At 65.3% G+C, this 11,571-nt stretch carries 8 protein-coding genes; 5 read left to right on the forward strand and 3 right to left on the reverse strand.

Annotated features, from left to right (window positions below):
* The first annotated feature begins 108 nt into the window (after positions 1-108).
* From HZZ16_RS10675 to HZZ16_RS10685, 3 genes are read left to right on the forward strand one after another with little or no spacing between them, the layout of a single operon-like run.
* Positions 109-714, forward strand: coding sequence for a K(+)-transporting ATPase subunit C (locus HZZ16_RS10675; protein WP_197948420.1), 606 nt, complete (start codon positions 109-111; stop codon positions 712-714).
* Between the two features lie 40 nt (positions 715-754).
* Positions 755-3,478: a DUF4118 domain-containing protein gene (locus HZZ16_RS10680; RefSeq protein WP_197948421.1), complete on the forward strand. Its 2,724-nt coding sequence runs from the start codon at positions 755-757 to the stop codon at positions 3,476-3,478.
* Complete coding sequence (locus tag HZZ16_RS10685; protein ID WP_197948422.1) at positions 3,475-4,164, forward strand: response regulator transcription factor; 690 nt, start codon at positions 3,475-3,477, stop codon at positions 4,162-4,164. The genes HZZ16_RS10680 and HZZ16_RS10685 overlap by 4 nt, the downstream gene beginning before the upstream one ends.
* 132 nt (positions 4,165-4,296) lie before the next feature.
* Here HZZ16_RS10685 and ku read toward each other — a convergent pair whose 3' ends face one another.
* Positions 4,297-5,184 (reverse strand): non-homologous end joining protein Ku, encoded by an 888-nt coding sequence (ku, locus tag HZZ16_RS10690; protein ID WP_197948423.1) that lies wholly within the window; start codon positions 5,182-5,184, stop codon positions 4,297-4,299.
* Positions 5,185-5,302: 118 nt separating this feature from the next.
* Here ku and ligD point away from each other — a divergent pair, with 118 nt between their 5' ends.
* Complete coding sequence (gene ligD / locus HZZ16_RS10695; RefSeq protein WP_197948424.1) at positions 5,303-7,978, forward strand: DNA ligase D; 2,676 nt, start codon at positions 5,303-5,305, stop codon at positions 7,976-7,978.
* 126 nt (positions 7,979-8,104) lie between these two features.
* Here the strand turns inward: ligD and HZZ16_RS10700 are convergent, their stop codons facing one another.
* Positions 8,105-8,269, reverse strand: a complete 165-nt coding sequence (locus tag HZZ16_RS10700; protein ID WP_008560028.1) for a DUF3309 family protein — start codon at positions 8,267-8,269, stop codon at positions 8,105-8,107.
* 180 nt (positions 8,270-8,449) lie between these two features.
* Between HZZ16_RS10700 and HZZ16_RS10705 the strand changes: the two genes are divergently transcribed.
* Positions 8,450-8,767, forward strand: a complete 318-nt coding sequence (locus HZZ16_RS10705) for a polyhydroxyalkanoic acid system family protein (protein ID WP_197948425.1) — start codon at positions 8,450-8,452, stop codon at positions 8,765-8,767.
* Between the two features lie 2 nt (positions 8,768-8,769).
* Here the strand turns inward: HZZ16_RS10705 and treY are convergent, their stop codons facing one another.
* Positions 8,770-11,571, reverse strand: a complete 2,802-nt coding sequence (gene treY, locus HZZ16_RS10710; protein ID WP_197948426.1) for a malto-oligosyltrehalose synthase — start codon at positions 11,569-11,571, stop codon at positions 8,770-8,772.

Genomic DNA, 11,571 nt, shown 5'->3' on the forward strand with positions numbered 1-11,571 from the left:
GTCATTGCGAGCGAAGCGAAGCAATCCAGAAATATCTCCGCGGTTGATAGCCTGGATTGCTTCGTCGCTTCGCTCCTCGCAATGACGGAAGAAATTTGGAGAAAGCACATGCTCAGAGAAATCCGCCCCGCCATCGTCCTGTTGCTGGCGCTCACCGCCATCACGGGCCTTGCCTATCCGCTCGCCATGACCGGCATTGCCGGCGCGCTGTTTCCCGTGCAGGCGCAAGGCAGCCTGATCGAGAAAGACGGCAAGGTGATCGGCTCCGCCCTGATCGGTCAGGAGTTCAAGGACGACAAGTACTTCCACGGCCGCCCCTCGGCGACGCTGGCGCCGGACCCGAACGATTCGACCAAGACGGTGCCCGCGCCCTACAATGCCGCCAATTCGGGCGGCTCCAATCTCGGTCCGACCAGCAAAGCGCTGGCCGACCGGGTGAAGGAAGATGTGGACAAGCTCAGGCGCGAGAATCCGAACGCCTCGGTGCCGGTCGACTTGGTGACGACCTCGGCCAGCGGCCTCGACCCGAACATCTCGCCCGAGGCGGCGCAATTCCAGGTACCGCGCGTGGCGAAGGCGCGCAATCTGCCCGAGGATCAGGTCAAGCAGCTTGTGACCGCCAGCACCGAGGGCCGCCTGCTCGGACTGCTCGGCGAGCCCAGGGTTAACGTTCTGGCGCTGAATCTCGCGCTCGATCGCATGGCCGCGAAGTAGCCGTCTAGGCTCGCAGTGGACGGATGATTATACTGCCAAGATGGTCCGAGAGCGCCGCGATCCCGAACAACGTCCGTCACCGGAGGCCCTGCTGGAAGCGGCGCGCCGGGAGGAGAGCGCGAGCGGCAGGCTGAAGATCTTCGTCGGCGCCGCTCCCGGGGTCGGCAAGACCTACGAGATGCTGCAAAGCGCCCATGCCAAGCGCAAGGCCGGCGTCGATATCGTGGTCGGCTTCGTCGAGACCCACGGCCGCGCCGAGACCGAGGCGCTGATGCGCGGTCTCGAAGTAGTCCCGCGCAGGAGGCTGGAGTACCGCGGCCAGATCGTCGAGGAGATGGATCTCGACGCGGTGATCGCGCGGCGGCCGCAGATCGCGCTGGTCGACGAGCTCGCCCACACCAATGCATCCGGAAGCCGGCATCCCAAGCGCTATCTCGATGTCGAGGAGCTGCTCTCCCACGGCATCGACGTCTACACCGCCGTCAACATCCAGCACATCGAGAGCCTGAACGACGTCGTCGCCCAGATCACCCACGTCAGGGTGCGCGAGACCGTGCCGGATTCGGTGTTCGACCGCGCCGACGCGATCGAGCTGATCGATCTCACGCCCGACGACCTGATCCAGCGGTTGAAGGAGGGCAAGGTCTATGTGCCCAAGCAGGCCGAGCGGGCGCTCGAGCATTATTTCTCGCAGGGCAATCTCACCGCGCTGCGCGAGCTGGCGCTGCGCCGCACCGCCGAGCGTGTCGACGAGCAACTGCTCACCCACATGCAGGCGAATGCGATTCCCGGCCCCTGGGCCGCGGGCGAGCGCATCCTGGTCTGCGTCAGCGAGGATCCGCGCGCGGCCGGCCTCGTGCGCTACACCAAGCGATTGGCCGACCGGCTGCATGCGCCCTTCACCGCGATCTCGATCGAGACGCGGCGGTCGCTGCAATTGTCCGACGAGGAGCGGGATCGGCTGGCCGATACGCTGCGGCTGGCGGAAGCGCTCGGCGGCGAAGCGCTGACCATTCCCGCCGTCGGCCGCCGCATTGCCGACGACGTCGTCAATTTCGCGCAAGGCAACAACGTCACCCAGATCGTGATCGGCAAGTCGACGCGCTCGCGCTGGTTCGAGATGACGCGCGGCTCCGTCGTGCACGATCTGGTGCGCCGCGCCGGCAACATCACCGTCCATGTCATCGCCGGCGACGAGCTGCCCGGCGAGGCCGCGCCCAAGACGGCGGTGCAGACCGCTGCGCGCTCGGAGCCGTTCAATCCGCTGCCGTACCTGAAGGCGCTCGGCATCGTGTTGATCGGACTTGGCGCCGCCGAGCTGATCCAGCCATATTTCGGCATCGAGAACGTAGATCTCGTGCTGCTGACCTCGGTCGTCGCGGTGGCCGTGCGCTACGGCCTGTGGCCCTCGCTGCTGGCCACGGTGGCGGCTTCGCTCTGCTACAATTTCTTCTTCATCCCGCCGATCTACACCTTCACGATCACGGATCCGACCAACGTCGCCGCGTTCGTGCTGTTCATGGTGGTGGCGATGATCGTCTCCAATGTCGCGGCGCGCGTGCGCATCCAGGCCGACACCGCGATCGGCCGGATCAGGATGACCGAGCAGCTCTATGCCTTCAGCCGCAAGCTCGCCGGCACCGCCACGCTCGACGACGTGTTGTGGGCGAGCGCCTACCAGATTGCATTGATGCTCAAGGTGCGCGTGGTGTTGCTGTTGCCCGATGAAGGCCTGCTGACGGTCAAATCAGGCTATCCGCCCGAGGACGAGCTCGACCAGGCCGACCTTGCCGCCGCCAACTGGGCCTGGAGCAACGACCGCCCCGCCGGCCGCGGCTCGGACACCGTGCCGGGCGCAAAACGGCTGTTCCTGCCGATGCGCACCGGCCGAGGGCCGATCGGCGTGATCGGCATCGACAACGATCGTACCGGTCCACTGCTGACGCCGGACCAGCGGCGGCTGCTCGATGCGCTGGTCGACCAGGGCGCACTCGCGATCGAGCGCGTGCTGCTGGTCGAGGACATGGACCGCGTCAAGCGCACCGTCGAAAGCGAGCGGCTGCGCTCGGCGCTATTGACCTCGATCTCGCACGACCTGAAGACGCCGCTCGCCTCGGTGTTAGGGGCAGCCTCGACCATGCGCGATCTCGCCGGTGCGCTCTCGGACACCGAGAAGCGCGACCTGCTCGCAACCGTCATCGACGAATCCGAGCGGCTCAACCGCTTCATCGCCAATCTGCTCGACATGACCAAGCTCGAATCCGGCGCCATCGTGCCCAACACGGCGTTGCACGATCTCGGCGAAATCGTCGGCAGCGCGCTGCGGCGCGCCGGCAAGATCCTCAGCCGCCACAAGGTCGAGCTGGTGCTGGCGGCCGATCTGCCGATGCTCCAGCTCGATGCCGTGCTGTTCGAGCAGGTTCTGTTCAACCTGCTCGACAACGCCGCGAAATACTCGCCGCCCGAGACCACGATCTCGATCCGCGGACGGCGCGATGGCACTCAAGTCGTGCTCGAGGTCGCCGACGAGGGCGCGGGCATACCAGCGGACGAGCTCGAAAGCGTGTTCGACAAGTTCTATCGCGTGCAGAAAGGCGATCACGTCCGCCCCGGCACCGGGCTCGGGCTTGCCATCTCCCGCGGCTTCGTCGAGGCGATGCGCGGCACGATCTCCGCTGCCAATCGCAGCGAGCGGAGCGGCGCGGTCCTCACCATACGCTTGCCCATTCCGGCAGAGAGCCACGCATTGGATACCGCCGCATGAGCGCTGCTCCGATCAAGGTCCTGGTCATCGACGACGAGCCGCCGATCCGCAAATTGTTGCGGATGGGGCTGACGACACAAGGGTACGAGATACTTGAGGCGTCGAACGGCAAGACCGCGCTGGAGAAGCTCGGCGAGGAGCCGGCGCTGATCATCCTCGATCTCGGATTGCCCGACGTTCAGGGCCATGAGCTGCTCCGCACCATCCGCGCCCGCAACGACGGCGTGCCGATCGTGGTGCTGTCGAGCCGCGGCGACGAAGCCGGCAAGGTCCAGGCGCTGGATCTCGGCGCCGACGATTATCTGACCAAGCCATTCGGCATGGAAGAGCTCCTGGCGCGCCTGCGCGCCGCGCTGCGCCACCAGCTTCAGGTCAAGGGCGAGCGCCCGGTATTCCGCAGCGGCGATCTTTCGGTCGATCTCGTCCGCCGCATCGTCAAGGTCGGGGAGCGCGAGGTGAAGCTCTCGCCGAAGGAATACGACCTGTTGCGGGTACTGGTCCAGCACGCCGGCAAAGTGCTCACCCACCGCTTCCTGCTGAAGGAGCTGTGGGACGAATTGACCGACGCGCAATATCTGCGCGTCTATGTCCGCCAGCTCCGCCAGAAGATCGAAGCCGATCCGGAGCGGCCGCAATACGTGCTGACGGAAACCGGGATCGGGTATCGGCTGAAGGCGGGGGATTGACGTTTTCTGTTGGGGCGCGATTCTGTATCCACATCGTCATTGCGAGCGCAGCGAAGCAATCCAGAGCCCCTCCGCGGAGGCGGTCTGGATTGCTTCGTCGCAAGGGCTCCTCGCAATGACGCCGGTGTAAAACTACCCCGCCTTCCTGTGCCGTGCCGTTGACCGATGCGCCTTCTTCGCGGCTCCTCTCTGCCGTCCTGTCGCCCGGCGCGCATGGGACTTCGCCGCCGTCTTCTTCCCGCCGCGTCCCTTCAGGCTCTGCTTCAGTGCGTCCATCAGGCTGATGACGTTGCTCGGTCGCTCCTCGGGCTCCGGCAGCTCGATCTTCTTGCCGCTCGCCTTGCGCTTCACCAGGGCCTTCAACGCGTCCTCGTATTCGTCCTTGAACTTGCTGGGGTCGAAATGCGCCGCCTTGGTTCGCAGGATGTGGCCGGCGAGCTCGACCATGTCCTTGGTAATCTTCGGGCTCTTGATATCGTCGAAGAACTGGTCCTCCTCGCGCAGCTCGTAAGGGAAGCGCAGCGTGGTGCCGAGCAGGCCCTTGCCGAGCGGCTCGATCGCCATCACGTGCTCACGGTTGGTCAGAACGATCTTGGCGAGCGCGACGCGCTCCTCGTCCTTCATGGCGTCGCGGATCACCGCGAATGCATCGACTGCGGCCTTGCCGTCGGGGGCGATGTAATAGGGATGGTTGAGATAGCGCTGATCGATCTCATCGCGCGGCACGAAGCTTTCGATGTCGATGGTATGGTTGCTCTCGATCTGGACCGCCTCGAGCTCCTCCGGCTCGATCTCGACATACTTGCCCTTGCGCAGCTCGTAGCCGCGGCCCTTCTGATCGCTCTCGACGACGTCACCGGTCTCGGAATCGATCATCTGCTGCTTGAGCCGGTTCCCGGTCTCGCGGTTGATCAGGTGAAATCGCGTCTTCTCGGCTGCGGTGGTGGCCGGATAAAGCACGACGGGGCAACTGACCAGCGACAGCTTCAACGTTCCCTTCCAATAGGCGCGCGGGGCCATTCCATTCTCCAGCGTTCTCAAGGCGTTTTGGAACCCCAACCGTCCCATGGGGTTTTGGTTCCGGGCGAGACTTTCGCCGTGATAGGCTTCAAGTGCCCAACGAGAAGCGGGACGGGACGTGCTGCAGAAACTCTCCACCTACCGACAGAAGCGGGACTTCGAGAAGACGCCGGAGCCATCGGGCAAGACGGCCGTGGCGCCATCGAAACAGCGGCGCTTCGTGATCCAGAAGCATGATGCGAGCCGGCTGCACTACGACCTCCGGCTCGAATTCGACGGCGTGTTCAAGTCCTGGGCGGTGACGAAGGGGCCTTCGCTCGATCCCCATGACAAGCGGCTTGCGGTCGAAGTCGAGGACCATCCGCTCGACTATGGCGATTTCGAAGGCACGATCCCCGAAGGGCAGTACGGCGGCGGCACCGTGATGCTGTGGGACCGCGGCACCTGGGAATCGGACAATCCGGAAGCCGGCTTCAAGAAGGGTGATCTGAAGTTCACGCTGCACGGCGACAAGCTGCAGGGAAGCTGGGTCCTGGTGCGGATGCGCAACCGCGGCGGCGAGAAGCGGACCAACTGGCTCCTGATCAAGCATCGCGACGAACATGTCCGCGAAGGCGCGGACAACGACATTCTCGAGCAGGACAAGTCCGTCGCCTCCGGCCGCACCATGGAGCAGATCGCCGCGGGCAAGGGCCGCGCACCGAAGCCGTTCATGCTGGCCAAGGGCACCAAGGGCAAGGCCGACGCAGTCTGGCAGTCCAATCGTGCCGAGGAGACGAAAGGGCGCACGGTGAAGCCGGCGCCGCGCACCGCGTTGAAAGCCGGCAAAGCGGTGAAAAAGGCCGCGACGACTGCGACGAAGGCCAAGACGGTGTCGAACATGCCGGATTTCGTCGCGCCGCAGCTCTGCACCCTGGTCGAGCGGCCGCCCGGAGACGAGGGCTGGTGCCACGAGATCAAGTTCGACGGCTATCGCGTCCAGCTCCGGGTCGAGGACGGCGAGGCGGCGCTGAAGACGCGCAAGGGTCTCGACTGGACGAGCAAGTTCGCCTCCATCGCCGAGGAAGCCACCGCGCTGCCGGACGTGATGATCGACGGCGAGATCGTCGCGCTCGACCATAACGGTGCGCCGAACTTCTCCTCGCTGCAAGCGGCGCTATCCGATGGCAAGACCGACGACCTGATCTTCTTCGCCTTCGATCTGCTTTTCGCAGAGAGCGAGGATTACCGCCGCCTGCCGCTCAGCGAACGCAAGGCCCGGCTGAAGGAGCTGCTGGACCAGCGCAAGCGGAAATCGAGCCAGATCCGCTATGTCGAGCATTTCGAGAGCGGCGGCGATGCGGTGCTGCAATCGGCCTGCAAGCTCGAGCTCGAAGGCGTGGTGTCGAAGAAGCTGAACGCGCCGTATCGTTCGGGGCGCACCGAGAGCTGGGTCAAGTCGAAATGCCGCGCCGGCCACGAGGTGGTGATCGGTGGCTACAAGACCACCAACGGCAAATTCCGCTCGCTGATGGCAGGCGTGCAGCGCGGCGATCATCTCGCCTTCGTCGGCATGGTCGGCACCGGCTTTGGCGCGGACAAGGTCAAGCGCATCATGCCGGCGCTGAAGGCGATTGAGAGCAAGCAAAGCCCGTTCGGCGGCAAGAACGCGCCGAAGAAGACGCGGGACGTGCACTGGCTGAAGCCGGAGCTCGTCGCCGAGATCGAGTTCGCGGGCTTCACGGCTGACGGCAACATCCGCCAGGCGGCGTTCAAGGGCTTGCGGCAGGACAAGTCGGCCGAGGAGGTCGAGGCCGAGACGCCCGTCGATACCGAACTCGCCGAGCCCCAGGCCAAGAAGCCGGCGCGCACGAAGGCGGGCCGGCAACCGAAGCAAGCCGCCCAAAATGCCGAGGTCATGGGTGTCGTCATCTCCAAGCCGGACAAGGAGCTCTGGCCCGATGACGGCGATGGTGGCGTGGTCACCAAGCTGGACCTTGCCCGCTATCTCGAAGCCGTCGGCGAATGGATGATCGTGCACCTCAAGGGCCGGCCGTGCTCGCTGATCCGCGCGCCCGACGGCATCAAGGGCGAATGCTTCTTCCAGCGCCATGCGATGCAGGGAACGTCGAACCTTCTGGAGCTCGCGCGGGTCTCCGGCGACCGCAAGCCGTATCTTCAGATCGACCGGATCGAAGGGCTCGCCGCGGTGGCGCAGATCGGCGGCGTCGAGCTGCATCCGTGGAACTGCGCGCCCTATGCCTATGACACCCCGGGCCGCCTGGTGTTCGATCTCGATCCCGCCCCTGATGTGGACTTTCCCGACGTCGTCGAGGCGGCCAAGGAGATGCGGCAGCGGCTCGCTGACATCGGCATGGACAGCTTCTGCAAGACCACCGGCGGCAAGGGCCTTCATGTCGTGGTGCCACTGCTCCATGGCGCGCGCGACAAGGTGAACTGGAAGGAGGCCAAGGCATTTGCGCAAGGCGTCTGCCAGTGGATGGCCGACGACGATCCCGAACGCTATCTGCTCAACATGTCGAAGAAGCTGCGCAAGGGAAAGATCTTCCTGGATTATCTGCGCAACGACCGCATGTCGACGGCGGTGGCCCCGCTATCGCCGCGGGCGCGCGCCGGGGCCACGGTGTCGATGCCGCTGACCTGGGCGCAGGTGAAGAGCGATCTCGATCCCAAGCGCTATACGCTGCGCACCGTGCCGGCCCTGCTGGCGCGATCGAAGGCGTGGGAGGGTTACGACGATGCCGCCGCATCGATCAAGGCGGCGATGAAGAAGCTGGCGGGGAAGGTGAAGTAGTGAAGTAGGGTGGGCAAAGCGAAGCGTGCCCACCACCTTCTTGCTTTCGAGCGAAGCGGTGGGCACGGCGCGTTGCGCCTTTGCCCACCCTACGAAGCTCGCGCTCGCTCCGGAATGACCGCCTGACTAGATCCGGCCCATCAGCAGCAGGATCAGCAGAATGACGATGACGAGCCCGAGGCCGCCGCCGCCGTAATAGCCGGTGCCGTAGAACGGCCCGCCGCCGATGCCGCTGAAGCCGCCGAGCAGGGCGATGATCAAGATGATCAGAATGATCGTGCCGATTGACATGCGAATCTCCTCCAGCCCTTCGTAAGAAGGGTCATTGCAACCTGTCCCCGTTGTGCGGGGGCAACTTGCCGCAGGTTGTAAAGTTCCGGCTTTGAAACACGGCTGGGGGATCAACTTACATGGAACCTTTGTTGGTCGACCCGACATGATTATGTGACGTCAGTCAGAAGAGGCAGGACCATGTCAGCACCGCTCGTCGTCTCGATTCCGCATCGTCTCGGCCGTGAGGAGGCGGTGCGCCGGCTCAAGACGGGGCTCGGCCGCGCCGCGGCGAGCATTCCCGTGATGCAGGTCGAGGAGGAACGCTGGACTGGCGACACTATGGCCTTCCGCATCCGCGCGCTCGGCCAGGTCGCGACCGGGCAGGTCGAGGTTGGCGACGATCAGGTCCGGGTCGAGGTGGTGCTGCCCTGGCTGTTGCAGCGCTTTGCTGAGATGGCGCAGGCCACGATCAGGAAGCGCGGCCAATTGCTGCTGACCAAGGACGGGGGCAAGTAACTTCAGGCACGCACGCGTTGCCGTGGCGCCCTGACGGCATTCGTCGTTCGGGCCGCGACGACCAAGGCCGGACAGTCACGGAAGGCCTGCGCGAGCGGCAAGTCGTTGCCCGCGAGGCCCGGCACTGTATAGCCCGTGATATCGATGGTGGCGTCAATACCTTCCGGTGCCGGCCATTCCCGGCCCGCTTGGGTGAACGGCGCGAAATGACGCCCGGCCACGACGATCGCGGCTGCGCGGCCATGACGACGGGCAAAGGCGATGACATGGTCGGCATGGGCGCCCCGTACCTCCAGCGGCTGGTAGTCGCCCTGCGCGAAGACGTCGGCAAGCTCGTTGCGCAGCTTGAGCAGATGCCGCGTCCAGGCCAGCTTGAGCTTGCCGTCCGGCCAGCTCTGGACCAAGCCGCGCCAGTCGGGCGCTTCCAATGATGTCAGCGCCGCGTGGCGCGCGGCGAAGTCGACCGGGCGGCGGTTGTCGGGATCGACCAGAGACAGGTCCCAGAATTCGGTGCCTTGATAGAAGTCCGGCACGCCCGGCAGCGTCGCCTTGAGCGTGAGCTGGCTCAGCGAGTTCAACGTGCCGAGCAGGGCGACGCGGCGCGCCAGCATCTGCAAAGCCTGAAGGAATTCCGCGGACCGATCAGGGTCGAGCATCTTCGCGATGAAGTCGCGGATGCCGTTCTCATACGCTTCATGCGGGTTGAGCCAGCTCGTCTCCTCCTTGCCCTCGCGCGCGGCCTTGAGGGCATAGGCCTGGATGCGCTCGACGAAGGCGGCATCGGCCGACGCTTGAAGCGGCCAGACGCCGAGCAGGGTCTGGTAGAGCATGTATTCGAACGTTGCCGACGGCGCGCGGAAATTGCCGTGGAGCGTGAGATGCGGCGCGTTCAGCACCTTCCAGCGCGCCACCGCGCTGGTCCATTCACCGGGAATCTCGCTGAGCGATGCGATGCGCGTGCGCGCATCCTCACCACGCTTGGTGTCGTGGGTGGCGGTTGCCGTCATGCCTTGCGGCCATTCCCTGGCGCGGGCCTGCATGGCCTGGTGGAAGGCGGGAATGCTGAGGCCGGTGCTGGCGGGGTCGCCGCCGACCTCGTTCAGCGCCAGCAGCCGGTGGAATTGATAGAACGCGGTGTCCTCCAGCGACTTTGCCATCATCGGGCCGGTGAATTGCTGCACCTTCAGCGCGAAGCGGCGCACGCGGGGGGCGCTGTGCGGCGGACGGCCGGGCTTGAGCAGGTCCATGGTCAGGGCATCGCGCAGGAAGTCGAAGATGCCTTCGTCGGCGGCGAACCAGTCGCGGCGGGCGCGCGCAATGGTGTCGTCGATCAGCTTGCGGTCCGATGCAGTCGGGCCGCTGTGTGTCAGGTAGGTGCGATAGACCGGGAAATGCAGCACATAGAGCTCGAGCGCCTGCCGTAGGCTGTCGGCCGAGAAGTCGCGCGTCGAATAATGGCCGCTGGCGATGCGCGCGAGCAGGCGCGTCAGCACGGTGAACTCGCTGGTGAGCAACGTCTCCAGCACGCGCCGCTTGGCGTCCTTGACGTAAGGAGCAAGCCGCGGCGGCCGGTTGCTGATCTGCCGCCAGGTCTCGTCCAGCGCCTCCAGCCCCTTGGGATCGATCAGCACGTGGGTGATGACGTTCATCCACTCGTAGCCCGTGGTGCCCTGGACGCCGGCGAAATGCGGCAGGCGCTCGTGCTCGCACAGAATTTTTTCGATCACCGTATAGAACGGCCTGGTGTTGCCTTGGGCGGTGTTGCTTTGGGCGTCGCGCACCAGCCGGCGCAGCCGCTGGCAATATTGGGCGGGGTCGCGCAGGCCGTCGATGTGATCGAGCCGGATTCCCTGCAATTTGCCGTCGACGATGAGCTGCTTCACCAGCCGGTGCGTGGCGGCAAAAGTGCTCGCGTCCTCGACGCGCAGGCCGGCGAGGCCGTTGACGTCGAAGAAGCGGCGGTAATTGATGTCACTGGAAGCAAGCCGCCAGTGCCCGAGCTTGTAGTGCTGGCGCTCCAGGAGATGATGCAGCGTCAGCGTCTGTGCCGGGCGGTCCTTGCCGGCGCGATAGGCAGCAAGGCCGCGGTTGATGATGTCGGCGGCGCCCGCGATCTCCTTGAGCTCGGCCTTGAAGCCGGGAGCTTCCTTGCGATTGGGGCGCCGCAGCCCCGTGTAGCGGGTCGCGAGCGATAGCAGGCGCTTGCCGGGCTCCGTTTCTGCCGCGTCCGCCTCCTTGACGACGATCCGCAGCATCTCGCCATAGCGCTCCGGCGCGATGGGTAAGCGGTGCTCGAAATACCACGCCGCGAAGCTTCCTTCGTCCGGGTCGTAGCGCAGCTCGATGTTGCCGCGCTCCAGCGCCTCGCCGTAGGACGAGCCGAGGATCGGCAGCAGCACGCCGCCGCGGGCGCGGTAGGCCAGTTGATCCCAGTCGATGTCGAAGGACGCGGCGTGCGGCGAGGCCTGGCCCCATTCCAGCACGTCAAGCCACCAGGGATTGTCGGCAAAATGCACGCCGACATGGTTGGGAACGAAATCGATGATGAGCCCGAGATCGTGCTGCTGAAGCGCCTGGCTCAGCCGCGTAAAGCCGGCCTCGCCGCCGAGCTCGGGATTGAACTGGCCGTGATCGACCGTGTCGTAGCCATGCGTCGAGCCTTTGCGGGCCTTCATCACCGGCGAGGCGTAAAGATGCGTGATGCCCAGCGCCTTGAGATAGGGAACGACCGCGGCGGCCTTGTCGAAGTCGAAATCCGCGGTGAGCTGGAGCCGGTAGGTCGCGAGCGGAATGGCGGGAGGCAT

This window comes from Bradyrhizobium glycinis, assembly GCF_016031655.1.
GTDB lineage: Bacteria > Pseudomonadota > Alphaproteobacteria > Rhizobiales > Xanthobacteraceae > Bradyrhizobium > Bradyrhizobium glycinis.

Excerpts from the sequence above, each read along its gene's own strand:
- HZZ16_RS10680 (WP_197948421.1), top strand. The coding sequence starts at position 755 with ATGGTCCGAGAGCGCCGCGATCCCGAACAACGTCCGTCACCGGAGGCC.
- ku (WP_197948423.1), bottom strand. The coding sequence starts at position 5,184 with ATGGCCCCGCGCGCCTATTGGAAGGGAACGTTGAAGCTGTCGCTGGTC.
- HZZ16_RS10705 (WP_197948425.1), top strand. The coding sequence starts at position 8,450 with ATGTCAGCACCGCTCGTCGTCTCGATTCCGCATCGTCTCGGCCGTGAG.
- HZZ16_RS10685 (WP_197948422.1), top strand. The coding sequence starts at position 3,475 with ATGAGCGCTGCTCCGATCAAGGTCCTGGTCATCGACGACGAGCCGCCG.
- HZZ16_RS10675 (WP_197948420.1), top strand. The coding sequence starts at position 109 with ATGCTCAGAGAAATCCGCCCCGCCATCGTCCTGTTGCTGGCGCTCACC.
- HZZ16_RS10700 (WP_008560028.1), bottom strand. The coding sequence starts at position 8,269 with ATGTCAATCGGCACGATCATTCTGATCATCTTGATCATCGCCCTGCTC.
- treY (WP_197948426.1), bottom strand. The coding sequence starts at position 11,571 with ATGCCTCCCGCCATTCCGCTCGCGACCTACCGGCTCCAGCTCACCGCG.